Source organism: Desulfosediminicola ganghwensis (assembly GCF_005116675.2).
GTDB lineage: Bacteria > Desulfobacterota > Desulfobulbia > Desulfobulbales > Desulfocapsaceae > Desulfopila > Desulfopila ganghwensis.
The window spans coordinates 3,971,785-3,996,601 of record NZ_CP050699.1 but is presented as its reverse complement, the minus strand read 5'-3'; the positions used below and the strand labels follow the sequence as shown (position 1 = coordinate 3,996,601).

General features: G+C 48.2%; 19 protein-coding genes and 2 pseudogenes. 7 read left to right on the top strand and 14 right to left on the bottom strand.

The window, feature by feature from the left end:
* Positions 1-327: 327 nt before the first annotated feature.
* The 3 genes and pseudogenes from FCL45_RS17075 to FCL45_RS25360 all read right to left on the bottom strand — a co-directional run.
* Positions 328-783 carry a YaiI/YqxD family protein gene (locus FCL45_RS17075; protein WP_136799630.1) on the bottom strand — a complete coding sequence of 152 codons (456 nt, stop codon included), beginning with the start codon at positions 781-783 and terminating at the stop codon, positions 328-330.
* A gap of 116 nt (positions 784-899) precedes the next feature.
* Entirely contained in the window at positions 900-1,262 is a 363-nt protein-coding gene (locus tag FCL45_RS17070) for a hypothetical protein (RefSeq protein WP_136799631.1), read from the bottom strand.
* Between the two features lie 188 nt (positions 1,263-1,450).
* A pseudogene (locus FCL45_RS25360) lies at positions 1,451-1,576 on the bottom strand (4Fe-4S binding protein); the annotation flags it as partial.
* A gap of 123 nt (positions 1,577-1,699) precedes the next feature.
* On the opposite strand from FCL45_RS25360, the gene FCL45_RS24705 reads away from it, so the two are divergent.
* Positions 1,700-2,008 (top strand): hypothetical protein, encoded by a 309-nt coding sequence (locus tag FCL45_RS24705; protein WP_228721352.1) that lies wholly within the window; start codon positions 1,700-1,702, stop codon positions 2,006-2,008.
* 210 nt (positions 2,009-2,218) lie between these two features.
* On the opposite strand, the pseudogene FCL45_RS25355 reads toward FCL45_RS24705, so the two are convergent.
* From FCL45_RS25355 to ppnN, 7 genes and pseudogenes are all read right to left on the bottom strand, one after another.
* Positions 2,219-2,407: pseudogene (locus FCL45_RS25355) on the bottom strand (4Fe-4S dicluster domain-containing protein); the annotation flags it as partial.
* Between the two features lie 47 nt (positions 2,408-2,454).
* Positions 2,455-3,090 carry a TorD/DmsD family molecular chaperone gene (locus tag FCL45_RS17060; protein ID WP_136799633.1) on the bottom strand — a complete coding sequence of 212 codons (636 nt, stop codon included), beginning with the start codon at positions 3,088-3,090 and terminating at the stop codon, positions 2,455-2,457.
* 74 nt (positions 3,091-3,164) lie between these two features.
* The gene (locus FCL45_RS17055) at positions 3,165-3,929 is read right to left on the bottom strand and encodes a 4Fe-4S dicluster domain-containing protein (RefSeq protein WP_136799634.1); all 765 of its coding nucleotides are present in this window, start codon (positions 3,927-3,929) and stop codon (positions 3,165-3,167) included.
* Between the two features lie 20 nt (positions 3,930-3,949).
* Positions 3,950-6,508 (bottom strand): molybdopterin-dependent oxidoreductase, encoded by a 2,559-nt coding sequence (locus FCL45_RS17050; RefSeq protein ID WP_136799635.1) that lies wholly within the window; start codon positions 6,506-6,508, stop codon positions 3,950-3,952.
* Between the two features lie 1,066 nt (positions 6,509-7,574).
* On the bottom strand, positions 7,575-7,886 hold the full coding sequence (locus FCL45_RS17045; RefSeq protein WP_136799636.1) for a hypothetical protein: 312 nt from the start codon (positions 7,884-7,886) through the stop codon (positions 7,575-7,577).
* Between the two features lie 109 nt (positions 7,887-7,995).
* A complete protein-coding gene (trpB, locus tag FCL45_RS17040; RefSeq protein ID WP_136799637.1) occupies positions 7,996-9,213 on the bottom strand; it encodes a tryptophan synthase subunit beta in 1,218 nt (405 codons plus the stop codon).
* A 338-nt stretch (positions 9,214-9,551) separates the two neighbouring features.
* On the bottom strand, positions 9,552-10,952 hold the full coding sequence (ppnN, locus tag FCL45_RS17035) for a nucleotide 5'-monophosphate nucleosidase PpnN (RefSeq protein ID WP_136799638.1): 1,401 nt from the start codon (positions 10,950-10,952) through the stop codon (positions 9,552-9,554).
* Positions 10,953-11,638: 686 nt separating this feature from the next.
* Here ppnN and FCL45_RS17030 point away from each other — a divergent pair.
* The 4 genes from FCL45_RS17030 to FCL45_RS17015 all read left to right on the top strand — a co-directional run bounded on the left by FCL45_RS17030 (position 11,639) and on the right by FCL45_RS17015 (position 17,127).
* Positions 11,639-12,343, top strand: coding sequence for an SDR family NAD(P)-dependent oxidoreductase (locus FCL45_RS17030; protein ID WP_136799639.1), 705 nt, complete (start codon positions 11,639-11,641; stop codon positions 12,341-12,343).
* A 219-nt stretch (positions 12,344-12,562) separates the two neighbouring features.
* Positions 12,563-13,378: a nitroreductase family protein gene (locus FCL45_RS17025; protein ID WP_136799640.1), complete on the top strand. Its 816-nt coding sequence runs from the start codon at positions 12,563-12,565 to the stop codon at positions 13,376-13,378.
* 167 nt (positions 13,379-13,545) lie between these two features.
* A complete protein-coding gene (locus FCL45_RS17020; RefSeq protein ID WP_136799641.1) occupies positions 13,546-15,951 on the top strand; it encodes a Lon protease family protein in 2,406 nt (801 codons plus the stop codon).
* 213 nt (positions 15,952-16,164) lie between these two features.
* Complete coding sequence (locus FCL45_RS17015) at positions 16,165-17,127, top strand: putative transporter (RefSeq protein WP_136799642.1); 963 nt, start codon at positions 16,165-16,167, stop codon at positions 17,125-17,127.
* 83 nt (positions 17,128-17,210) lie between these two features.
* On the opposite strand, the gene FCL45_RS17010 is transcribed toward FCL45_RS17015, so the two are convergent.
* The gene (locus FCL45_RS17010) at positions 17,211-17,882 is read right to left on the bottom strand and encodes an HAD family hydrolase (protein ID WP_136799643.1); all 672 of its coding nucleotides are present in this window, start codon (positions 17,880-17,882) and stop codon (positions 17,211-17,213) included.
* A gap of 321 nt (positions 17,883-18,203) precedes the next feature.
* Between FCL45_RS17010 and FCL45_RS17005 the strand changes: the two genes are divergently transcribed.
* Positions 18,204-18,584 (top strand): MTH938/NDUFAF3 family protein, encoded by a 381-nt coding sequence (locus FCL45_RS17005; RefSeq protein WP_136799644.1) that lies wholly within the window; start codon positions 18,204-18,206, stop codon positions 18,582-18,584.
* A gap of 213 nt (positions 18,585-18,797) precedes the next feature.
* Here the strand turns inward: FCL45_RS17005 and FCL45_RS17000 are convergent, their stop codons facing one another.
* The 3 genes from FCL45_RS17000 to FCL45_RS16990 form a co-directional block, all read right to left on the bottom strand.
* The gene (locus tag FCL45_RS17000) at positions 18,798-20,282 is read right to left on the bottom strand and encodes an AMP-binding protein (protein ID WP_136799645.1); all 1,485 of its coding nucleotides are present in this window, start codon (positions 20,280-20,282) and stop codon (positions 18,798-18,800) included.
* A 220-nt stretch (positions 20,283-20,502) separates the two neighbouring features.
* Positions 20,503-21,309, bottom strand: coding sequence for an ATP-dependent sacrificial sulfur transferase LarE (gene larE / locus FCL45_RS16995; protein ID WP_136799646.1), 807 nt, complete (start codon positions 21,307-21,309; stop codon positions 20,503-20,505).
* 372 nt (positions 21,310-21,681) lie between these two features.
* Positions 21,682-23,214 carry a sigma-54 interaction domain-containing protein gene (locus FCL45_RS16990; RefSeq protein ID WP_136799647.1) on the bottom strand — a complete coding sequence of 511 codons (1,533 nt, stop codon included), beginning with the start codon at positions 23,212-23,214 and terminating at the stop codon, positions 21,682-21,684.
* 262 nt (positions 23,215-23,476) lie between these two features.
* Here FCL45_RS16990 and larAH5 point away from each other — a divergent pair, with 262 nt between their 5' ends.
* A complete protein-coding gene (larAH5, locus tag FCL45_RS16985) occupies positions 23,477-24,745 on the top strand; it encodes a nickel-dependent malate racemase, LarAH5 family (RefSeq protein WP_136799648.1) in 1,269 nt (422 codons plus the stop codon).
* The last annotated feature ends 72 nt before the right edge of the window (positions 24,746-24,817 follow it).

The following is a 24,817-nucleotide window of genomic DNA, read 5'->3' as shown; positions in this document are numbered from 1 at the left end:
ATTCGTCAGCTAAGGGAGAAACAGCGTAATATAATTATTTACCTCACTATAACGAATAATTATATTATATGCACGATGGGAATTATTGCACCGTCACGTGTTTTGTCAAGGATCTGGGTAGTAGGTCCATTTTGAGGGCGCAGTACTCTTCTGAAGAACAGGCGGGATTATAATCAAGGCTTTAAAAGGTGAAAAGAGAGGAGTGAGGGGTGCAGATTGGTAATTAGCCCTCCTGGAATCGATTCACTGTATCAAGTTGCTGGGAATACTTTTTAAGCTGATTGACGCCACAGCTGAATTATCAGTTATTGCTTTTTGCAGTGGGTGTTATGCCCTGTTTTTATATTTCCTCAGTAATTGATCCAAGCTGTTGGCAAAGGCTTGTTTATCACGCGCGCTCATTCCAGATGGTCCACCAGTTTCAATTCCGTTGGCGCGGAGATCGTCAAAGAAGTCCCTGGTACTGAGCCGTTCTTTTATGTTTTCTTCCGAGTAAATTTCCCCACGGGGGTTGAGAGCAAGCCCTCCCTTCTCTACGACTCTGGCGGCTAATGGGATATCGGCAGTGATAACAAGGTCACCGGATTCCAGTTTGTTGGCTATCTCATTGTCAGCAGCATCCATGCCTTTAGGGGCACGCAGGAATGTAATTAATGAGGATTGCGGAATGCGAAAGTACTGATTGGCCACCAAGATCAATTGTACATGTTCTCTCTTGGCTGCTTTATAGAGTATTTCTTTTATCACTACAGGACAGGCGTCAGCATCTACCCAGATTTTCATATCATTGCCATATTACGAAGAGGGTTTGAATCAGAGGGCCGCACGGCATAGGCTCTCCCTCATACCCCTGAATGATTATAATTTTGTCTTATTGCGGGAGTCAACAGGTTTGCTTTTTATGCGCGTATTCCAGACTTCAAGGTAAGAAAATGTTTCTCTTCTCCTTTTGCTATAATTGTACGTTTATCTTTAAGGCTAATCTGGAATACTACCAGTTTCTTTTTCTTTTGAAAGAATTGAATAATACGGATTATCACATTGGTTGGCAGCAGGAAAGTGGGGTTGGTCATTCCATAGTCCATCGTGCTGCAAAAGTCCGAGGGATTGTTAACTTTTAATATTTGTACATCTTCTATGTCTGAAAGCTTCACAGAACCTTTAACATTATCAGTTTCGTTGGATAGAAATGTGATAGCGTGCTCATCAACTTGCGCATATACTTCTTTATAATGGCTGCTTATGATTTCAACGTAGGGCATTTCTTAGCTGTGTTGTTAATATTAAGGAGTGTGCCTCGATTAGTACAATAAGTGGGTTCCTCGCCGTTTTGTGTGGATTAAGAGAGCAAAACACGAAAAGGGATGGGATGCTACAGATTTTCCAGCTCTCGCGCGAAGGAGCCGGTCAGCCTGCTGCAAGACTTGTACTCTAGATGGGCAACTACCAATCATTGATAGAAAACAGGACTCCCGCAAGAAATTCGTTTTGACGAAACAAGACCTGGTTCTCGTATGGAGATGGCTTCTTCTTTACAGAACTCTACACAAAGCCCACATGCTATGCACAAGGTGCGGTCATATGACAGCACCTTGTGCTTTCCACTTTTCCTGATTTTCAAAGCTCCAGTATGGCACATTCCTGTACAGCGTGGGCATAGGGTGCATGATAGCGAGACCTGGGCCTCAGGGGTACACAGTTGGATCAACTCATCGCAAATAACCTTCTCATGCTTAAGAATTCTTATGAGCAACTGAGTCCTGGACATCACTTGCCTGGTCCCCGTCGGTCTCTTTTTCTTTATCGTCTCTGGAGCAAACTTCCCCTGGACAGCATTAACCACAGTGGAGCCCAGGCTGAACAGAAACTTCCTACGATCCTGATCATCACCAGCTGGCAGTTCATCTGCGGTGCGAATCAGCGTAAGGCGAGAACGAAAGAGATGCGCGGCTTGTCTCTGTACATGCTGAAAAAGCTGCATAAAGGCATCAGCTGTAAGGCGGTTTGAGCATTTCGTGCATTCCGAGAGATTAAACCTTACATCCCCCCGCTGTCTGAGTCCCAAAAAGAGAAGAGACTCAGGAATCATCACCCCAACGCAAGGAAGCCTGAGCTCATTTTCAGATCTGTAGGTGCTTCCATAGCATGAGATGACAAGGCTTTTTCCTTGTACATTCTCTTCCAGCAGCTGGTTGAGGTTGAATCGGTCAAATGAAAAAGCGTCACCTGGGCATAAGGCGACACAGGCTCCGCAGTTGGTGCATTTATGCGGGATTAAACTCACTTTCCCGTCATTATCCGCTAGCGCCTCTGATCTGCACCCATCAACACAGCTACGGCATGAGAAGCCTCGTAATCGGTTTCGCAGACAGCGCTTTTCTTCCAGGACTATCTGGGGCGATTGCATCAGCTTTTGGGTTAAGGTTGAAATCATGACAAATGAGATGGCAGCGCTCACAGAGTGATTGGCTCAACAATGTATTCATTTTTACAATGCTGAAAAAATGACGCTAAACATTGTGCCAGTTTTTTGTAGAAATCTGTCATTGCACCTTGTTCAATTCGCTGGCAAAAATAGGGAACCCAGGACATGAACTGACCTAAAAAACGCGCCTGCATCTCCCATAATTTCCGGGCATCAGCATTCCTGCCGGCAGAAACTGCCTCCCCCTCACGCAACGACAGATAGCTCATATACTCAAGTTCAATAGCGATATGATCAGCCGGCTCCTGAATATCAAGTGAGAGTCCTGCCTCGTCATAACACCTTTGCACGGCAACAGTTGACTCGCCTTGCACCCGCCCTCCAGCCTCCAGGTAGACAGAGCCATATGGAGCAGCCAGCAACGCAAAAGGGCCGACAAAAAGAGATGCATAATCAACCTTGAGCTGTTCCTCTAAAGAAGATTCAAACGTTTCAGTCAACTGCTGCGCATTCGGAGCCATTTCCGGATCGAGTGTTATCAACAGGCCGCTGAGATTTTCGGTCACCTTCTCTTCGAGAAACATCTTTTTATCCGGCTCATAAAAGCAGGCAGCGAGTAGTTTGAAACAGTTACTGCGGTGTATGATGGTTTCTGGATTGCTCATAGTAGGTGATAGTGTCTCGCTGTAATAGAAAACAGCACCGCCTCAATTTGACGGTGCTGTATCTTGAGTTGAGATTAGCGTGCTGAATAGTCGCGTATATAATGGACATTTGGCGAAGTACCTTCATCCTCCAGCAGGACAAACCCCTTGTTATCGGCGAGCAGTTTCGCCGCCTCGCTGTTGCTGTCCTCAAGATCGCCAAAAACTCTGGCGTTTGAAGGACATGCCTCCACACAGGCAGGCTGCTTGCCGTTTTTTACCCTGTGATCACAAAAAATGCATTTCTCGACGATGTTGTCACGACGGACATTTTCGTACTCAGAGTGCTGGTAATCTGTTCTATACGGCGGGGTAGCCCCTGCCAATGAAGCGATCTCCGCCGCAGAGGTTGAACAGTCTTTGATGACTTGGGTGTTGTCTGTATAAAACGGTTGAGTCGACTCACCCTCCTCATTGTAACTGATAACGCTGTATTCGCCTGAAGCACTGTCTTTCTCAACATGGTCCATGCTATAGGGGCAGGCGCCCTGACAGGCCCGGCAACCGATACAGCGCTCATCATTATGCATGGTGATGCCATCAGCGGTTTTATACATAGCTTTTGGCTCAACCGGGCACTCCTCGACACATGGGGCATCGCTGCAGTGATTGCAGAGTACCGGGATGGTACGGAATTTGGTGTTAGGGAATGTTCCGGTTGTCTCATGGATGAAATCTGCCCAGTTATGGGTTTGACCATTATTCCTGAGCGCAGTGTTATTCTCGGTCTTGCATGCGAGTGCGCAGGCTCCGCAGCCAACACATTTTCTGAGGTCTATTATCATTCCATATTGTGTCATTGCTTATGTCCTCCTCTTTGCTAGATCTTCTCGATACGAACTGCAGCATGACCACCGTTACGGGCGTTCGAGCCGGAGAGGCGTTCGAGCTCCCATGGAATGATGGTGTTGTTGTTCACGCCTTTGGTTGCGCTCTTCATAAAATCATCCGTCGCGGTCCGGCCGTATGCCCAATGGCCCTGGCCGTAGGCTTTACTGACTGTACCGGGCCGCACGCCTTCCCAGACCCGGGCAACGCATTCGCCGCTGCCTCCCATGGAGGTGATTTTCACCTTGTCGCCGTTACTGATTCCCAGTTTTTTGGCATCCGTGGGGTGGATGCGCAGGCTATCCTGGTGTCCCACATCGCCCGGGTCAACATGTTTGAACTCGTAGTACCATGGGCTATTCTGGCTGCGACCTTCGCGATTGAGGCGTGATTTGTAATCTATAAAGACAAAAGGATATTCCTGCTCACTGCCATGGCGCAATGGCGGCTCGTAGTGCGGTACAAAGGCAAGCTCGCCCCTGGCGGTATAATTGCTCTTCTCCATAACCGTGTCCACATCGACATTGTGCTTTTCCGCATGGCCTGCAAGTGCCTTTTTCAAGGTCTCGCTGTAGAATTCAAATTTCTTGGTGGTGGTGGCGAACTTGCCACCCCAATGCGACTTATATTTATATGCTCCCGAGTTCCACATACCCTTTTCAAGCATCTCGGACCAGCCGTTGATCTTGTCACCGTGGGTGTCCTTTTTGCCGTCCCACAGGGGGTGGGTGTAGTATTTCAAGGCGAACAGAGTAAACTCTTCCGGGGTAGTGGCTTTTGCTCCGGTTTCCGGGTCTGAGTACATCTCCACCAGGCAGTCGTAGAGATTTGAGAAACCACGATCTTTGAGTTTTTCGGAAATCAGGAACGGGAAGGCGGATTCGTCGTCAATGACATCCCAAAATGGCTTGACCACCGGCTGCAGCAGGGTGCAGGTGGCGTAACGGTTCGCCTTGGTTTTTACAAACCCGTATCGCTCATACATATTCACCGTGCACGGCAGCACGATATCTGCAAATACGGTAAACTCAGAGGCATTGGTGGTCAGATGCACGGTGAATGGAACCGACGAAAGCGCCTCCTCCCAGAGATCCGTGCCGTTGCAGGAGAACGGGAAGTTGTTCATATACCCTACCAGCACTTTGATTTCATTTGGGTCTTTGTTAAGAATGCCCTTTGCAGCATTATTGGTCGAAACCCCACCACCGGATTTACCCTTGGCGATAACCGGCAACTCCAGACGACCGCGTTGATCGATCTTTTCAAGCTTTGAATGCTTTTTGGCCAGTTCATCCTGATGTTTGCCGAGAAGATCTGCGTTGAGTTTGTTGACAGGGATTTTGGCAGTCTGTAGCGACCCGCCTTCATTATCGATACTGCCGAGTAGGCCGCCCAGCGCATGGACAGCCATGGCCGAATAGGCACCCCGGGCCTGCATGGCTGCTCCCGGCCCCATCCATACGGCCACATTTGGTGCAGCCTCGCCCAGCCCTTTTGCCACCCTGACGATCTGATCTTCCGGGATTCCGCAGATCTCAGCAGCTTTTGCAGCGGTCATGTCTTTTACCGCAAGATTCCACCACCTGACGACTCCGTTGGTTTCCTTTTCGATAAAGGAGGCCTCATCAACAGTTGCGCCCACCTTAAAGAGGTTCGTACCGTCTGCGAAATCACCGACAAATTCCTTATTCCAGGCCCCACTGCTGAGAAGGACATGGGCAATGCCGAGTGCCAGTGCACCATCGGTACCTGGCTGTAGCGGGAGCCATTCGTTTGCCTTCGCAGCACTTGTGGTGAGACGAGGGTCAACCGTGGCAACGGTCGCCCTGTCAAGAGCATCACCAAGCCGCCTGATCGTGGCGGGCACCATTCTATTACTGGCTACAGGATCACAGCCCCAGATAAGAATATATTTTGAATTCGATATGTCATAGTCGCGGTAGTCCCAGTATCCTTCCGTATAAAATGCCCCAAATTTTTCCGCTTCGGCACAGGTTGAACTGTGGGAAATGTTATTTGGTGAACCAAATACTTTGGGCATCACATCATAGATAATGTCGCGCAGATAGGTATAGCGTCCCCTCATAAGGCAGAATTTTTCCGGTTCTTCAGCCTCGCGCAACGCCATCATCTTATCCGCTATAGTGTTCAACGCCTCATCCCAGCTGATAGGCACGAACTTCGGGTCGACCCCTCTTCCTTTTTCAGGGTTCGTCCGTTTCATGGGTTGCTTGATCCTGTCAGGGTCGTATACCTGTTGCAGGGAAAGATGACCACGCGGGCAGACAGTACCATCATTTTGCTTGGAATACCTATTACCGCGAACTTTTACCGCCCGGCCTTCCTGGACAAATACCTCAGCGGGACACCAGGTGGTGCATCCCTGACAGGTGGTTGGTTTCCATTCACCTATTTCTGGGCTTGATGTCCTGTCTGCCCCCAATGGAGCAAGACTGTTCATTTCCGGCTCAGACTGAGCGTACCCATTAACCGCCACGGCAGCACCAGCCATTGCAGTCAGTTTCAGAAAGTCCCTCCTTTTTATCTTCATGGTTACCTCCGCATACAGTTTGAATAGGAAATTGGGACAACACACAAACTACTTAATGAACAATTTTTATGTCCTAGCCCACAGGGGTGGTATACAATACCTGCCTGTAACAAAAATCCCGTCTCATTACAGATGAATAGCTGCAAGAAAACTTTCTCCGGGGAAGATGTTCCGAAGTTAAAACAGATAATAAGATATAATTCATCGATATTACGTTGAGGTATGAGCAAAAACCGTTGAAAACATGTGGCTTCAGGGAAACAACTTCCTACCATGAAGTATATGAGGAGGTTTCGTTAAAGATCAAGTTTATCAAGGTTGAGTTTGTCCTAAATTGTTTTTCTGCGGACTTCGATTTTCAGAACTATGCTCAGTTTGGCTTGATGAAACTGGCGGCAAACGTGGTCGCATTTATGTAACCATTTTTTACTGATATGGTTAAGTCCTCTGAACGTGTTCTCTTCGTAGCCTCTGGGAGAGGAATGAAAAACGTTCATATAATCAGTTTCTTACTTGAATTTGAAGGTAGTTCATCCAGCAATCTTATAGAACATTTGCGTAAACAAAATCTCGATTGACTGGTTTCATATTGTTCAGAGATTTGTCAATCCGGTGTGAGGACACAAGGAAACTGGAACAGCGTCTGCAAGGCGGATCAAAGAGTCTCCGGCATGGATTCAAAATGGTGGGAGCATTGAACAGGCATGGCAACGCATCAAGGTTTTCATTGTGAAAGTGACCTTGCTACTCGAGGGCAATAAATATACTTCCAGCGTTATTAGTTGCTCTCACGACTCTGAGAAATCACGCCATGCTGAGCAGGTTATTCAACGATGGATCTCCATGTACATAAATGCTTGCCTTGAGGGACTTAATAGTTTGTTTTAAGCTGCTGGAAATTGTTCAAGAGGTATCGAAACAACGAATCGTTCGCTGCCATGATGTATCTGATTGTGAGCCAGGCAGGTTCAATTCTCAAATCCATTTGAAACGTCGCTAAAAAAAAACGAGGCTTCACCAACTGGTGAGAAGCCCCGTTTTGGTTGAATAGTTTAGATAGTTCCAATCAGAGCTTTACAGGGTTTTTTGCCTTAATAGCAAATCCTCGTTTGGAAAGTGAAGCGCAACGGTTCGGTTCACCGTGGCTGAAGTCGATGGTAATTGATTGGCAGTATTCCATGAGTTTTTTGTCAATCACCACAGTGAATTCGCCATGCTGGGTAGCAAGATCGTTTTCAAGAATTTCATCGGGTACCAGACCAAGGCCGGTGTCTGTGCCGCCGGTTCCCATCACGGCGATACGTATGGCTGGACGGTGATCTCCCTCCTGACGGAGATCCGGGAAAAATTTCATCGCTTCTTCAGTTATTTCCAACATAATCCTGTCTGTCTCCTGTAAGAGTGGCATGCCCACTCTTACTTTCCGACGCAATGACCAAGCATAAGGCCTATTCTCACTCCTAAATAGAGGAGAGGGCGGTGGTGGTTTATACGCCGTAGTTTTTACCATAATTCTCGACGACGAAGTCGATATCCTTGTCGCCGCGGCCGGAAAGATTCACCAATATGGTTTCGTCTTCCTTCAGATCCTTGGCGAGCTTAATTGCAAAAGCGACTGCGTGGGCACTTTCGATTGCGGGAATGATGCCTTCGGTTCTGGAAAGCTCGAAAAGCGCATCGATTGCTTCTGAGTCGCTGGCTGTAACATACTGCGCACGACCGATATCTTTCAAGAGGCTATGTTGTGGTCCGACACCGGGATAGTCGAGACCACTGGCAACTGAGTAGACGGGTAGCGGTTCGCCTTTGTCGTCCTGGAGTACATATGATTTAAAACCGTGCAGTACTCCGGGGCTGCCTTTGGTCAACGTTGCGGCATGATCTCCATCCTTGAAACCTCGGCCTGATGGTTCGACACCCCAGATCTTTACATCTTTGTCATCAAGAAAGGCGCTGAAAAGTCCCATGGCGTTTGAGCCGCCACCTACACACGCGACGAGATTGTCTGGCAGTTTATCATATTTGTCCTGAAACTGTACTCTTGCTTCATTGCCCACCACGGCCTGAAAGTCGCGAACCATCATCGGAAACGGGTGTGGACCTACTACCGAGCCGATGGCGTAGAGTTGGTTGACCGGGTCTTCAAGATACGCTTCAAATGCAGCATCGACGGCATCTTTCAAAGTTTGTGTTCCGCGATCAACCGGGATGACATTGGCACCAAGGATCTTCATACGCACGACATTGGGGTGCTCTTTAGCTATATCAATTACACCCATATAGATGTCGCACTCAAGCCCGACCAGGACTGCAGCGGTGGCAAGCGCGACGCCATGTTGGCCCGCACCGGTTTCTGCGATAATTTTCTTTTTGCCCATTTTCTTGCACAGCAGGGCCTCGCCAAGACAGTGATTAATCTTATGGGCCCCAGTGTGGTTGAGGTCTTCGCGTTTGAGATATATCTGGGCGCCACCTACTTTGGTGGAAAGATTTTTCAGATGAAAAATAGGGCTTGGCCGACCGACGAAGTCGCGGTAGAGCATGTTCAGTTCTTCATGAAACGCAGGGTCTTGGGTGATTTCAAGATATGCCTCATTGATTTCACCTAAAATCTTTTCAAGTTGTGGTGGAATAAAGCTGCCTCCATACTCGCCGAACCAGCCATTTTTGTCAGGCATTTCGATAGACTTTATATCTGTGCTCATTTCTTTACTCCTTGATTTTTTAATACATTCCTGAGATTAGACCGTATATTCATGAACCCTTTGTTTATTTCACAATGATCCGGGTCAGCAGTGGTGATTGAGCAAGCCAATTGTCGGCCAAAATGTAGCCGGGTAGCCTCTTTTCTTCGCTGTTATTTCAATAGTAGAAATAACGACTCCGATACAGTGAAGTCGAATGATCTAGAATACGGAATTTGACGGTAATTTCAATAAAAAATGTACTAGCATACTGATACGAGAGGGCCAGGATATTCACGATGGAAAATACCCTGGCACACGGGGCGTAGAAGGTCGGTCCGTTGGGCTATATCAGACTCCTAGTTTTTGAGTTCGGCCAATGCCTCATCCTGGACGATGGAGTAGCAGGGGAGGTACTCCTGATCGCTGGGGATTTTCATGCGATTTTGGGAGATAAACCCCTTGAGCATACTGTCAAGCGAGTCCATTATCTCGCTTTGGCCTCGAAGCTGGAACAGACCATGGTCTTCAATCGCTTGAATGCCAGCTGGCTTTACGTTGCCTGCCACGATTCCGGAAAATGCCCGACGCAGATCCACAGCAAGTTCTCTGGCTGGACGGTCAAGGCTCAGGTCAAGAGTGAGCATGTTCTCGTGGGTTGGTTCGAATGGAATCTGTGAATCGTAATCGATGTTCAATGACCAGTTGAAGAACATTGTGTCATCGCTCTGCATACGGTATTCACTGACTTTCTGTACACCTCTTTCCATAACCTGGGCTACTCGCTCAGGATCATCAATAATAATGTCATATTTGCTGCGAGCTTCCTCTCCGAGGGTAAGGCCGATAAATTGGTCTATCTCAGCAAAATAGTTCCTGGCTGAAGAGGGGCCTGAGAGAACAAATGGAAAGGGGATGTCCTGATTGGCTGGATCTAACAGGATGGAGAGCAGGTAGAGAATCTCCTCGGCTGTTCCGACGCCACCAGGAAAGACAACAACCCCGTGGCCCAGGCGAACAAAGGTCTCAAGCCTCTTTTCAATATCGGGCATGATGACCAGATCGTTGACGATGGGGTTTGGGGATTCGGAGGCGATAATGCCCGGTTCGGTGATACCCAGGTACTGTCCTTCGGTAAAACGCTGCTTGAAATGACCTATGGTGGCACCTTTCATTGGTCCTTTCATGGCTCCTGCTCCGCAGCCGGTGCATATGTTGAGGCTACGCAGGCCAAGTTGATAGCCAACTTCCTTGGTGTAATCGTACTCTTCCCGTGAAATGGAATGCCCACCCCAGCAGACTATCAAGCCTGATTCCAAATTGGGGTTGAGCACCCCGGCATTGCGAAGCAGATGGTATACCGCATTGGTGATACCCCGGCTGGTGGTGAGATTGAGGGCCGGGTTTAAGTATAAGGTATCCTCGGCGAAAACAATATCCCGGAGAACTGCAAAAAGATGTTCACGGATACCCTGAATAACTTTATCGCCTACAAAGGCGCTGGCGGGAGCGTTTTGCAGTTCCAGGGCGATACCACCATTCTCACGAATGACAGCGATATCAAAGTCGGGGTAGCGCTCGTACAATTTTCTGCTATCGTCGAGATCATCGCCGCAATTGAGAACTGCGAGTGAGCAGTTACGGAAAAGTTCATGGATTTTCCCCTGACTGGCAGTCAGTAAGCGGTGAGCTTCCATCTGCGAGAGCAGGTCGAGATAGCCATGGGGAAGAATAGTAGTATTTTTGACAGTATGAACCATTATGTTCCTTGGTGTTGATGAACAATAATTACGCGTGCTGCCGTGGTTGCTTCGAGCAAGGTGCCATGAGAAGCGTTTGAAGAAATTAATAAAAACCGTGCAGTATGCGGTGTAAAAGCTGAAGACACAGATGATTTTTTTAGTCACTTGTCGTTCAAAAGGCAAGCTGATTCTTCTGGCTGATGGAAAATGATTGTGTCAGGCAAACATGATGTACACCTGTTGTTATGTTTTCGGCAAAACACAGAATTATTATAACTTAAAGCTAATCAATTTCTGCCGGTTCTCTCACATAGGTTGTGTCTAATGCGGTTGTACAAGGGGTACGTTCAATTGTGAAACGAAATAGAGGCGTGCAGAATAAACGATGTGCGGAAATGACAAGCCTTTGGTCGAATCGCAGGGTGAAATGAATGATCTCCTGAAGCACCATGCACAAATCCCATAGCACCTTCTTCAAAGTGAGACCTCACTATTCTCTCCTCTGTCTAGGCCTGTATCTGCCGCAGGCCTGGACAACTTTTTTCAGATAATAGAAAAATACTCTCTTCTCAGTTATCCTGTGCTATTGTTTTGGTTGACCTGGGCCGAACAGTTCGGGGGAAATCGTCAGACTGTATGTACCAGATAGCCTAAAGTACTCCATAGCCAGCAAGGTGGAGAAAGAATGAGTAAAGAGGCGTTGAATGGATAATCAGAAATTGGCATTGGTTACTGGTGGCAACAGGGGTATCGGCAATGCGGTGGTCAGAGGCTTGTGTGAGCGTGGTGTCCGAACACTTTTTACTTGTCGTAACCCCCATGATGGGCAGTTGGCGATGATGGAGATGGCTACCCATGCAAGACTGCTTGACTTTCACCCCCTGGAACTGAGTGAGAACCAAAGTGTCGAGACATTGGTCCACTATGTGACAACGAAGTATGGATATCTCGACATTCTGATCAATAACGCGGCGGTGAATTATGACAACTGGCAGCGGGTGTCTAAAGTAGCCATGGCAGAAGTGGAATACACCATGGATGTCAACCTCCTTGGGCCGTGGAGGATGTGTAATAATTTTATCCCGTTGCTGAAGGCTAGAGAGAATAGTCGTATTATAAACGTCTCCAGCGGGGCAGGTTCCATCGAAAATCTAACTGGAGAAACTCCCGCCTACAGTTTGTCAAAAAACGGCCTGAATATGCTGACCATAAGTCTGGCAGCGGATCTGGCAGATGACGGAATTGCTGTCAATGCAGCCGACCCCGGTTGGGTGAGAACCGAACTGGGCGGTGAAAATGCACCTAATTCAGCGGAGGAGGGGGCCGATACCATTATTTGGCTGGCGTTGGATGCCCCACAAAAACTGACTGGCGGCTTTTTCCGAAACCGCACTTCTGTGTCGTGGTAATGGGAAATCGATATAGAGATTTGTGAGGGGACGAGGTGTGAAATTGTACCACAGCCGGTTTTCTATTACACTTTTTCGGGATGTAGTCTCTGTCAAATATGTTATTGAGCACGTTAACTTAATCTAATCTGCCTGTACGCCGGCCACCCACCTTACGCCTGACTTATGACCAGTTTTCACCGAGCTTCAGGGGTAATTAAATAATTTAAAGGAGGAAAAATGTTCCTGACTGTTGATAACGAAAAATGTTTGCGCGACTCACTCTGTATTCTTGAATGTCCTGCACGCATATTAAAACTCGAAGACGCGGGACCGATACTGGTTGAAGGTGGTGAGGAGCTGTGCATTCGCTGCGGCCACTGTGTCGCTATCTGCCCCGAAGCGGCTATTTCGATTGACGGAATTACCCCTGAGAGTTGTCGCGAGATCGAAAGCACTTTGCTTCCCGATGAAGGGCAGGCAGAATTGTTTCTCAGTTCGCGTCGTTCAATCAGAACGTATCGCCGGCAACCAATGGACCGTGAAATTCTTGACAAGGCTATCTCTATCGCCAGTAAGGCGCCGACAGGCAGTAACAAGCAGCCGGTTGAGTGGTTGGTGATTTTTGACAGGGAAGATGTGAAGACCATAGCGGCTCAGGTAATTGATTGGATGCGGGTCGTTTCTAAGCATAATCCAGAGGTTGCAGCTTCCTACAATATGGAGCGGATTATTGCTGACTGGGACGAGGGGATTGACCGAATCTGCAGGGATGCGCCACATCTGGTTATCACACATGCTTCAAAAGAGTTTGGTATAGCTACCGTAGACTGTCACACTGCGCTCGCTTATATGGAATTGATTCTCCCTTCGCTTGGCGCTGGCAGTTGTTGGGCCGGCTATGTAATGTTTGCCGCTAGCCAGTGGGAACCGTTGAAAGAGTTCATAGGTCTGCCTGAAGATCATATTCTTCATGGTGTAGCTATGGTTGGGGTACCAAAGTTTACCTATAAGCGTATCCCACCACGCAATCAGCCAAAGATCATTTATCGCTGATTTGTGCTGAAATCGCAAGGAGGTCGGAGATGAGTGAGCAAAAATCTCCGTTTTTTCCAGAATAAACTCTCACCTCAATTGTCGTGAATTGTCGGTGCATGCTATCATATTAGTGAAGCGTAACCTTCAGCCAAAAGTATATTGTATCGACCAAAATGAGGTGAAGAATGACCATTCGACCAGTGCCGGCTTCAAAGGCTGTTGTGAGATGTGATCCTGCTTCTCTGCCATTTGAGCGTACCAGTGAGCTCAAGGACACCCTGCAGATTGTAGGGCAGGAGAGAGCTCTGGAGGCGGTTGAGTTTGGAATAGGCATTGAACATAAGGGGTTTAATTTATTTGTCGTAGGCCCACAAGGGACCGGGCGGCACACGGTTATTCGTTCGTTTATTGATCAGAAAGCGCTCACCATAGCAGCCCCCAGCGACTGGTGCTATGTCCATAATTTCAAGTTACCGCACAAGCCTCTGGCGCTTGAGTTTCAAAACGGAAAGGCTGCGATCTTCAAAAAAGAGATGAGCGACCTGATCAGTATGATGAAGGTGACGCTCAGCACCGTTTTTGAGAGTGAAGCAGTAAAGGCGCAGATGAAGGCGGTCCAGGAGGATCTTAAGCGCAAAGTCGACAGGATATATCGCGAGATAGAGGAGAATGCCAAAAGGGAATCTATTGCTGTGGTCAAGAGTGATCAGGGTATAATGGTCGCGCCCATGGATGGAGAAGGCAACATCCTGGATACAGAACAATTCTTAAAGCTGCCGGCGGCAACACGGCAGAGAATTGATGAGCTTATTGAAAAGTATCAGGTCGAGTTGCAGGAAGGCATGCAGCGAATAACTCAGCTCAAGCGCGAGGCGGAAGCCTTGAAACTGAACTTCAAGCGCAGAACTGCCGGTCAGGCGGTGTCCAGCCTTATCAGTACTTTGAAGACTAAATATAGGGATCGGGAAGATCTGGGGAACTATTTGCAGGAAGTCGAGAATGATATAGTTGAACATTCCGATGATTTTTTGCAGCATGCAGAAGATGCCAGGGAGCATTTTATGGTCATGATGGCAGGGACGCCATCGTTTGACCGGTATGAAGTGAATGTCCTGGTGGGTAACGATAGCAACTCGGCGCCGGTGGTTTATGAAGATTTGCCAACCTACCAGAACCTCCACGGCAGAATTGAGAACTGGGCCAGGATGGGTATGCTCACCACTCACTTTACTCTCATCAAACCCGGTTCGCTGCATATGGCCAATGGCGGGTATATCATCATTGATGCCCGGCGTCTCCTGATGCAGCCATATGCCTACGAGGGGCTGAAGCGTACCCTGCGCTCAGGTCAGATCAGGATTGAGTCCCTGGAGCGACTACTTGGACTGATCAATACCGTGAGCCTGGAGCCGCAGCCGATTCCATTGCGGGCCAAGGTGCTGCTGATCGGAGAAATGTACCTCTACTATTTATTGAAATATTATGATCCGGAGTTTGATTCGCTCTTTAAGGTACAGGTGGATTTCGAGCACGCCATGGATCGTAGCGAGTTAAATATCGAGCAGTACATCGCCCTGGTTGCAGGCATGCTCGAGAATGAAGAGTTGCTGCCGATGGATAGAGGTGGCATGGCGCGGGTAATTGAACATAGCAGCCGTTTGTCGGGTGATGGAGAAAAGCTGAGTCTGTATCTTGAAGAGTTGCTGGCAATAATTCAGGAAGCGGATCATCTGGCGCGAAAGCGCCAAGGGGATGTAATCGTACGTGATGATGTGCAGGCAGCACTTGATGCGGCCCAGCGTCGTTCCGGTCGTATCCGGGACAGGATGTTCGAGGCGATAGAAAAGGGTATTCGCCATATTGAAACAGATGGTGAGAAGATAGGGCAGATCAACGGCCTTTCAGTGATAGGCTTAGGAACGACCTATTTTGGCTTGCCAACCAGAATTACAGCTCTTACCAGGCCAGGCTCTGACAATGAAGTGATAGATATTGAAAAGCAGGTTGAATTGGGTGGTCCGATCCACTCCAAAGGGGTACTTATCCTCGAATCATTTCTGCGTTCGCGGTATTTGCGTAAGATGCCGATAGGCTTGCGGGCAAGCCTGGTGTTTGAGCAATCCTATGGCGGAGTCGAGGGCGATAGTGCCTCATGTGCAGAACTCTGTGCGCTGCTTTCATCACTGGCCGAAGCGCCAATCAGGCAGGGCGTGGCGATTACCGGTTCAGTCAGTCAGCAGGGCGAGGTGCAGGCTATTGGTGGGGTCAACGAGAAGGTAGAAGGTTTTTTTGACCTCTGTCTTAGCCGTGGGCTGACCGGCGATCAGGGAGTAATAATTCCCGCTTCCAATACGGCCCATCTTATGCTGAAAGACGAAGTTGTTCAGGCAATCGAAGACGGTACGTTTACTATCTGGTCAGTAGAAAGTGTCGATGATGCCATAGAAGTGCTGACCGGGATACCGGCCGGCAATCGCCTGCCGAGCGGCTCATATCCTTTTAAGTCAATCAATGCGAGAGTTGAAGGGGCTTTGAAAAGGTTTGTCCTGGATCTGAAATCATTTGATGAGCCTAGAAAAAAAGAGTCATGAAGCGATAAGAGTTCCAACCATGGGGCCTTGAATCGTCACTTCCTGCGTAACTGGTCTGGAGCTGTTACCAGCTGCCAGTCTCTCCTCCTGTTCTTTCTGGCGACACTGCTCAGAACATGCTAGAGTGATTTTCCTTTAATTTCATATTCAAAGGCATATACGTGCGCTCTTAATGGGCGCAATTTCTTACTCAAATAACGTTGGTACGTCTGTATGTTTCGTGCATTTTTTAAAAGCAGGGAGTGGTTTGTCTGGGCTTGGGGGGGGATGGCGGTACTTCTTTTCTCCCTCTATTGCCAGGTACAATTAACTGTAAAAATCAACAAATGGTACGGCGCGTTTTACAATATGCTCCAGAAAGCTACAGAACATTCTGTGGACGAGTTCTGGGCAGGTTTGCTGGATTTTATGTATATCGCTCTGCCATATGTTTTTATTGCGACAGTTACCTCCTATTTTGCCAGAATTTATGCCTTTAAGTGGCGGGAAGCCATGACATTTTCTTATGTTGAGAAATGGCAGAAGGTTGAGGAAGAGGTTGAAGGATCAAGTCAGCGTATTCAGGAGGATATCTACCGTTTTGCCAAAATCATCGAGAGCCTCGGGTTACAGGTTGTGCGGGCTATCATGACGCTTGTGGCCTTCCTCCCTATTCTCTGGGGCCTCAGCAGTGGTGTGGACCTGCCGATTATCCGGGATTTCAATGGCAGCCTTGTCTGGGTGGCTTTGCTGGTATCAGTCGGTGGACTGGTGATTTCCTGGTTTGTGGGTATAAAGCTGCCGGGGCTTGAATATAATAACCAGAAAGTTGAAGCTGCCTTTCGTAAAGAATTGGTCTACGCCGAGGACGACAAGGTCAACTATGGGCAGACTGCAACATTGGTCGAACTCTTCACTGGCCTGAGGTTCAACTATAACAGGCTGTTCATGCACTATGGGTATTTCGATGTCTGGATCAATTTTTTCGAGCAGTTGATGGTCATAGTGCCCTACATTATTATGGGCCCAGGACTTTTCACCGGCCTTATTACGCTGGGCGTTCTCGTCCAGGTCTCGAATGCATTCAGTAAGGTACGTGAGTCCTTTTCTATCTTTATTGCTAACTGGACCACCATTACTGAGCTTCGCTCAATTCATAAACGTCTACGTGAGTTCGAGCTGAATATCCGCTATTGACCCGAACGCACTCTGGCTGAAAGATACAAAAGCCGGTCGCGCCCTCATTCAATGGCGCTGACCGGCTTTTCGTTAATTGCCGATTATTTCTCAATCGCTGAGTGTCCACCAATTTGCTCCAGAAGTTCTGGAAGTTTCCGGCAATCCGGCAGCGTAGTTATCCCGTCAGGGAACTGATATTCACTTCTGATGCCAATGAAGGGAATAGTGTGCGTCTCAGCAGCACACATATCGGTATGGGCATCACCCACAAAGATGCATCTCTGTGGCTCCAGGGAATATTCAGAAAGTAATCTTCGTAAATGTTCTATCTTAGTTGTGGGGGAACCCAACACTTCTCTGAAGTAATGAGACATGTTTCGGTTGTCGATAATATGTCGCAGTTCAGGTTGCGGCGTGCCTGATATAAGGAAAAGAGGGTATTTACCAGTAAGCGTTCCGAGGGTTTCTCTGGCCCCGGAAATCCAGGGAGCTGAGATAACCTGCTGTATTACCAGATCCTCATATCGCTTTGCCAGCTCTCTCAAATGAGCCTCTTTAAGCGGCAGTTTGAGGATGGACTCAAATGCGTAGCGGATCTTCAGTACCCGGCTTACACCACCATGTTGTCGATGATAGGCAACGACTTCCTCAACGGCTTGAAGTGGATATTCCTTGAAGAGAGTGTAAAAAGCCTGAGTTTTCAATTCAGTGGAGTCGACCAGTACACCATCGAAATCAAAAAATATTGCCTGTAATTGCTCAGAGATCATCATGGCAGAACTCACTGTGAAAATGTAGAGCGTCTTGTTACTACGCAGTTTCCTGGCTCGTTATTGTAGAGGCTGATACATTGTACCAGGGCTGTAGAAGGAATAAGGTTGAAACCCTGAATCGCTACGGCCCATTGGGTTGCTACTAAAATGTAACATGATATTCTGGTTTTTTTTGTATAATTGGTGTAATTCTTCCTTGTTATATGAGAGCAGTCAAGCTCTGGAGTATTTCACTCCATTTTTATATTGAGCAGGTATTCAAAGGGGGCTGGGGCAGCGGCAGGGTAGGTTCACGCTTTAATAGATGAAAGGGGTGGATAAATGCACAAAGACGGGAATGGATCACCAAGGATTTTGTCAAGCCAATGGGGAAAGATAGAAGTTGAGCAGCTCGGCAGCGGCAGGGACTTCAAGCTCTGGCCGGGTGGAGGCAGAGAGTGGGACTGGGCTGAAAATGGTACCGGTCACGCCAGAGGTATCCAGATTGACGATGTCAAGGAGATACTATCCCATGGTGCAAAAGTGGTTATCCTGACCCGCGGAGTATTGATGCGCCTGAAAGTTCCCGATAGAACTCTTAATTTCATTGAAGATAACGATGTTGAGGTGATAGTGACCTCAACCAAGAAAGGCGTGAAGCTCTATAACGAATATGCTGAGAAGAAAGTCCCGGTAGGTGGGTTGTTTCACTCAACCTGCTGAGGTCTGTAAGCCGATTGAAATCGGCCCGGTCGTGAAATGAGAAGGCTGTATGCTACATAATTCGGTAGCATACGGCCTTTTTGTACGAATTTCGCCAGCGCCCGAAAATTGGTGAGAACTGTGTCTTGCGATAAGGCGCATTTATTTCAGGCAAAGTCCCAATAGGTCAAAGGGGTAACAACTCTGCTCGGATGTTTTTATGAAAACTTCAGGTTATCCGTAAAGCTCCTTCACCTTATTCCTGTCAATTGGCCCATCCTCACCTAGTGTGGGAAGACTCTCGACAAACTGCACATAGCCCGGCTTTTTGTAGCGGGCGATTCTGGCCCCGACAAACTCGATGAGACTCTTAGCATCTAAGGTGCTGCCATGAGTGGTAACGCAGACAGCTTTGACGCCTTCGCCAAACCTGGAGTCTGGCACGCCGATTACACTAACGGCTTCCACCTCTTGATGCTGCAGTATTACCGCCTCAACTTCTGCGGGATAGACATTTTCCCCACCGGGTTTAATCAACTCTTTTTCGGGTTTTCTTCCTTTGTAGAGAAGGTATCCGCCTTCGTCCAATGCGCCGAGATCTCCAGTATGGTGCCAACCGTTACGGAAAGTGAAGTCGTTTGCCTCAGGCTGTTTCCAGTACCCATTGAATACCAGCGGACCGCGGACGACTATTTCACCCGTTTCCCCTTGCTTGACAGGCACGTCGTTTTCATCTACCAACATGAAGTTACTGAGAAGTCCCTGCTTGCCGGCAGTACCAGGTTTATCTGAAGCCTGTGAAAAAGTAACGAAACCAGAGGTTTCAGCCTGGCCGTAAAGTATCCAGAATTTGGCTGCCGAAACATCTTCAAACCGTTTTATGTTATCCGGCCCGTCTAAGCCCACAACATATTTGAGGCTGGGAAGTGACGTGCCCGTTTCTGTCATGGCGTCGGTTATCCGGGCAAGGATCGGTGGAAAACTGCCCATGATAGTTACCTGTTCACGGCCAGTGATTGCAATTGTCCGTTCTAGATCAAACTTTTCCATAACAACGTTTTTGCCGCCCATCTGCATGACTGCCAGGGCGAGATTCATCCCGGTAATGTGGAACAGCGGCAGCATGGCAAGGTTTACGTCGTCTGAGTTCAGGCCCATGGATGTTATAACCTGCAGGTTTGCACTCAACAGATTGTTATGGCTCAGGGTGGCTCCCCGTGGCTTGCCCTCAACGGCAGCGGTGTAGATGATGCAGGCGGGATGATCTGGTTCAAGGGATATCGCGGGGAGTGGAGTTGTATCTGAAGCCGTCAGGGCCTGTTCAATCTTTACCACCGGGATATTGGCAGGTTCTGCCAATTCGCGTGCCTTACCCAGCTGGGTGTCATCTGCAAAAAATTGAATCGGCCTGCAGTCAGCAAGGATATAGGACAGTTCATCATTAGCCAGCCGCCAGTTCAATGGAACGAGGATAGCGCCTATCTTGGCGAGGGCGCCAACCAGGATATAAAAGCCTGGATGATTCATCGACAAAAGAGCAATGCGATCACCGCTTTTAATTCCCTGGTTATGCAGGCTTGCTGCGAGTCGATCGCACCGGCTCAGGAGCTGGCCGAAACTGAGGTTTTCATGGCCGGCGATCTCTGAGATCAGCGCTGTACTGTCGTGATTGTTTCTGGCATTACGAACGAACAGATCATACAGGGTAAACTCTCGCATATTCATCTCCTTTACTGAAAAAGAAAAGAGTGGAAGGTGACTTCGTTCAACTTCAAATGAATGTGCAGCAGGTTGACCCGAAGGTTTCATGATGTTGATGAAATATTCGGGCAGATATAGACAGGTTGAATCCTAGCCGAATGTTGCAATCCTTGCAATCCAGGAAATGAATAAGAAAAGAATGATTACCCGGGATGTTATTGGTGAAAAAACAATGGGTTTATGGGGCGGGAATCGCCTTGTTGAGACTGCCCATTGAATAACCGGCAGCTTCTATGGCGACATATTTGAATCCATAACTTTTGAGTCGTTCGGATATCGAATCAAGCAGCTCTTCGTTAAAGAGTTTGCTTCGGTCGTTGCGGTTAACTTCGATACGTGCCAGATCGCCATGGCAGCGAACCCGTACTGCACGGAAGCCAAGTGACATCAAGTAGGTTTCGGACCTTTCAATTTTCACCAGATCAGAGAGACTGATCCGGGTGTCATAGGGAATTCTGGTCAGCAGACAGGCGTAGGCAGGTTTGTCATGGGTTGCGAGGCCCAGCTCTTTTGAGGCAGCGCGTATCTCGTCTTTGGTCCACTGGTTTTCCATCAGCGGACTTTTCACCCGGAGTTCAGACAGTGCTTTCAGGCCGGGCCGATAATCTTTGGTGTCATCGAAGTTGGAGCCATCTGCCACGTTGGTAAACCCCAAATCTCTGGCTTTCTCCTGAATAAGTGTAAACAGGGCTGTTTTGCATAGGTAACAGCGGTTGAAGGGATTGCTGGCTATTTCTTCGGGGATTTCTACTGTGACCAGTTCGTGACGAATACCTATAGAAGCGGCAAGTTCTTTGGCCTCGTCAATCTCCCAGCGGGGTATATAGGGGGAATCGACTGTAATTGCGATTGCCTTGTCACCAAGTACACGTTCGGCAAGGCAGGCTACAAAGGTGCTGTCCACACCACCGGAGAATGCCACGGCTATGGTGCCGAGCTTTTCAAAATATGCTTTCAGGTCGGTGAGTTTATCGTGGTCTGTCATCGGAATGGTACCATCCTTACTGTGGGGTGTCGAAATACTGTTGTTAATGGTGTAGGCGATTTTCTCAGCAATAGACTTTAAGCATATTAGTCATAATTGACAGCTATTTCGGATGACTGGATACTCTGAAGCCATAGCCTTTTTTACTTCAAAACTTTCAAGCAGGATGTGCGTGGCATCAATATCCATGATGGAATCGACAGCTGAAGTATAGGGTAAATTGATTGGATCTTTAACGGTTAGCCGTGAGTTGAACTGTTAAGCTTTATCGACTTCAGCAAATATCCCTGGCGGAAAACCCCAGGTGTAGTTTGCCGATACATTAAGTTGATGAGGCCTGGGCAGGGCCAATTGACCAGACCTCGATGATGGCTAGATTTCGGCAGGGTTAATGCCAAGCTTTTTAATGCGATACTGCAAGGTAGAACGGGGAATACCGAGCAGATGGGCGGCGCCTTTTTTACCACCGATAATTCCTTTGCAGGAGCTGAGCGCATCGATGATGTGATCACGTTCCGCCTGCTGAAGAGTCTGGAAATTATCAGGTTTTTCCTGGGTTGTAGCTTTCAGTGAAAAGGTTTTTTCAATTTCGTCAGAGCCGATTCTCTCACCAGGGTGAAGAATGATCAGGCGCCGGACCAGATTGCGGAGTTCACGGATATTACCGGGCCAGGTATACCCGGAGAGTGTGTCCAGTACCTGTTCGGTGTATATCGGCGCCGGCCGGTTCATACGCTCAGATTCGCTGGCGTTGATGTTGGTGATAAGGAGAGGAATATCCTCGGGCCGTTTCCTGAGAGGAGGTACTTCGATGGTGACAGTTTCCAGGCGATAGTAGAGATCCTGCCGGAATTCACCGTTTTGCACATTCTCGAGCAGATCGACATTGGTGGCTGCAATAATACGAACATCAACCGGAGTGGAAGAACTTTCACCCACGCGTTCGAACTGTTTTTCCTGCAGGACCTGGAGCAGTTTGGATTGCATGGCAATAGGCAATTCACCAATCTCGTCGAGGAAGATGGTGCCCTTGTTCGCCAGTTCAAATCGGCCCAGTCGGTTATTGTCAGCACCTGTAAAAGCACCTTTGGAGTGGCCGAAAAGTTCACTCTCAAAGAGCGATGAGGTAAGACCGGGGCAATTCGTCTTTACAAAAAGATGATTGCTGCGATGGCTGCGCTCGTGAATGAGCCGGGCCAGAAAATCTTTTCCTGTTCCGGTCTCGCCGGTGAGCAGGATTGTTTCATCAGTTCTGGCGACTTTGTCGAGGAGCTCTATTACCTCTCTCATGCAATCGGATGCATAGAAAAAGCCGTCAGCTTTATAATCCTGGGTGTTTGAGAGCAGGTATTTGTTTTTCTCTTTGAGGTGTTTATTTTTATGCTCAAGCGAACTGTAGGCCAGCATGTTGTCGACGGCGATAGCTATCTGTTGGGTTACCGATTTCAGGAGTTCTGTAAGCTCACTGATATAATTTGGCTTTTGTCGGTAGCTGAAGTTGATTGTTCCGATGGTTTTGTCCCGGACGATCATCGGGAAAACCATGGTTGAGGTAAGGCCTGCCTTGATCAGGTCACCTACCGAACTAAGATCCTTGTATTGACTGAGATCGTCGAAAACTGCGGGCTGGCCTGAGCGGATGGCGATTTTAGCAATTGCGCCATTGGCCAGTGGCCGGGAATTATTGGCAACAACTCCACCGGGTTGTACACCGTCTGCGGCGGCGAAGTAGTTGATCGACCCATTCTCCTGATCATAGAGAATGATTGCCAGCCGGTCATGTTCAAAATGTTTATGAAGTTCCTTGGATAGGGCCTGGAACAAACTCTCACTGTTTTTCTCTGTAGCAATGGCGTTGTTAATGTCGAGCAACAGTTTATATCGGGTATCTGTATTCCACTTCATTGGGCACCAATAGAGGATAACGATTATGTGTTGAGTGCCCAATAATACTAAAGAGTGCCGAAAAAACAAGCCCAATATTCGTCGCGATGCCGGATATTGGGCATGATTTCGTAAGCAATCACTGCTACTTTTCAATGGGCTGGAGTAGCGTTTCGATCGGTATGTAGCTAGTTCCTGCTGAATATCGACAAAAATGTATTTAAAAAAAGGCTGTGGCCCGTCTTTTGCATAACACTCAGTATGTTATTTAAAGAGGTGAAATATGAAGTTTGAATTAAAATATGGTGAAGGAACTATTGAAGTTGAAGTTCCGGATTCAGCCGATGTAACAGTGTTGGAGCCAAACAAGATTGCAGCGGTGCCATCAGTTGAGCAGGCGCTAATCGAGGCTCTGGTAAATGCCGGAGAAAAAGATGCGAGTCTGCTGCCTGATTTGAAAGAAGGGCAGAAGGTTGCCATCGCAGTGCCTGATGAAACCAGACCTTTGCCTGTCAAGAAGGTGCTGCCAATCGTTTTGAAATGGCTGTATGAACATGCGCCTGCACTGAAGCCGGAGAATGTGACCGTCATTGTCGGGGGTGGGCTTCATCCGCCGCTGGAGCAGGATGATCTCGACAGGTTGGTTCCAGCCGAGGTGGCGCCAGGCTGTGCACGAATTTCCCATGATGCGGTCAATAGCCCAATAAAAGATTTCGGTACCACCAGCAGTGGTTCCCCTGTACAGGTGAACGCGGTCTATGGTGAGGCTGATTATAAAATAGTGATCGGTCAGATCGATCCCCACCAGTTCGTAGGATTTACCGGTGGTGCGAAAGGTGTGATTATCGGTTGCGGCAGCGAAAAAACCATCGAGCATAACCACGGCCTCATGTTCAATGAGCAGGCACGTGTGGGTGTGCTCGAAGAGAACCCGGTTCGTCAGGATCTCAATGAGGCTGGTGAGCTGGTCGGCGTTAACCTCGCCGTGAATATGGTAATGGCACCGAACAAAGACGTTATCAAGATTATGGTCGGTAAGCCCCTCGATACCTTGTCTGAGGGTACCAAAAGCTGTGCCGCTCTCTACGGCGTAGGTATTGATGAAAAGTTTGACATTGTCATCGCCAGTTGTGGTGGTTACCCGAAAGACATCTGTCTTTATCAGGCACAAAAGGGTTTGAACCTCGCATCACAGGCGGTTAAGCCAGGCGGTAAGATCCTGCTGCTTGCAGCTTCTCCCCAGGGAGTAGGCGACGATGTATACCTCAATTACGTTTCCAAGTTTGAAACCCCACAGCAAGTTGTAAGCGATTTTAGGGCGAAAGGTTTCAAGATGGGCGCCCACAAAGCATTTCTTTTTGGCCGTACTCTCGATCAGTTTGATGTAGCGGTTACATCCGAACTCGATCCGGCCATTCTGAAGCAGTGCCAGCTGCGTGCAGCACGTCCGGAAGAGGCTCTAAGCGAGTGGCTGGACGGATTCGAGGGAACTCCCCGTATTGGCATAATCATGAATGCAAATACCATGTACTACTACGAGAAAGAGAAGTAGAGCCCCTTTCAATGACCCGCTGAATTTCAGGGGTGCTTGTTGAGCTCGTAGCTGAAGCGTTTGAAACCTGGA

What these genes read in the sequence shown, in the direction of transcription:
- FCL45_RS17075 (WP_136799630.1), bottom strand. Translation starts at nt 783, where the DNA reads ATGAAAATCTGGGTAGATGCTGACGCCTGTCCTGTAGTGATAAAAGAA.
- FCL45_RS17070 (WP_136799631.1), bottom strand. Translation starts at nt 1,262, where the DNA reads ATGCCCTACGTTGAAATCATAAGCAGCCATTATAAAGAAGTATATGCG.
- FCL45_RS17060 (WP_136799633.1), bottom strand. Translation starts at nt 3,090, where the DNA reads ATGAGCAATCCAGAAACCATCATACACCGCAGTAACTGTTTCAAACTA.
- FCL45_RS17055 (WP_136799634.1), bottom strand. Translation starts at nt 3,929, where the DNA reads ATGACACAATATGGAATGATAATAGACCTCAGAAAATGTGTTGGCTGC.
- FCL45_RS17050 (WP_136799635.1), bottom strand. Translation starts at nt 6,508, where the DNA reads ATGAAGATAAAAAGGAGGGACTTTCTGAAACTGACTGCAATGGCTGGT.
- FCL45_RS17045 (WP_136799636.1), bottom strand. Translation starts at nt 7,886, where the DNA reads ATGTTGGAAATAACTGAAGAAGCGATGAAATTTTTCCCGGATCTCCGT.
- trpB (WP_136799637.1), bottom strand. Translation starts at nt 9,213, where the DNA reads ATGAGCACAGATATAAAGTCTATCGAAATGCCTGACAAAAATGGCTGG.
- ppnN (WP_136799638.1), bottom strand. Translation starts at nt 10,952, where the DNA reads ATGGTTCATACTGTCAAAAATACTACTATTCTTCCCCATGGCTATCTC.
- FCL45_RS17030 (WP_136799639.1), top strand. Translation starts at nt 11,639, where the DNA reads ATGGATAATCAGAAATTGGCATTGGTTACTGGTGGCAACAGGGGTATC.
- FCL45_RS17025 (WP_136799640.1), top strand. Translation starts at nt 12,563, where the DNA reads ATGTTCCTGACTGTTGATAACGAAAAATGTTTGCGCGACTCACTCTGT.
- FCL45_RS17020 (WP_136799641.1), top strand. Translation starts at nt 13,546, where the DNA reads ATGACCATTCGACCAGTGCCGGCTTCAAAGGCTGTTGTGAGATGTGAT.
- FCL45_RS17015 (WP_136799642.1), top strand. Translation starts at nt 16,165, where the DNA reads ATGTTTCGTGCATTTTTTAAAAGCAGGGAGTGGTTTGTCTGGGCTTGG.
- FCL45_RS17010 (WP_136799643.1), bottom strand. Translation starts at nt 17,882, where the DNA reads ATGATGATCTCTGAGCAATTACAGGCAATATTTTTTGATTTCGATGGT.
- FCL45_RS17005 (WP_136799644.1), top strand. Translation starts at nt 18,204, where the DNA reads ATGCACAAAGACGGGAATGGATCACCAAGGATTTTGTCAAGCCAATGG.
- FCL45_RS17000 (WP_136799645.1), bottom strand. Translation starts at nt 20,282, where the DNA reads ATGCGAGAGTTTACCCTGTATGATCTGTTCGTTCGTAATGCCAGAAAC.
- larE (WP_136799646.1), bottom strand. Translation starts at nt 21,309, where the DNA reads ATGACAGACCACGATAAACTCACCGACCTGAAAGCATATTTTGAAAAG.
- FCL45_RS16990 (WP_136799647.1), bottom strand. Translation starts at nt 23,214, where the DNA reads ATGAAGTGGAATACAGATACCCGATATAAACTGTTGCTCGACATTAAC.
- larAH5 (WP_136799648.1), top strand. Translation starts at nt 23,477, where the DNA reads ATGAAGTTTGAATTAAAATATGGTGAAGGAACTATTGAAGTTGAAGTT.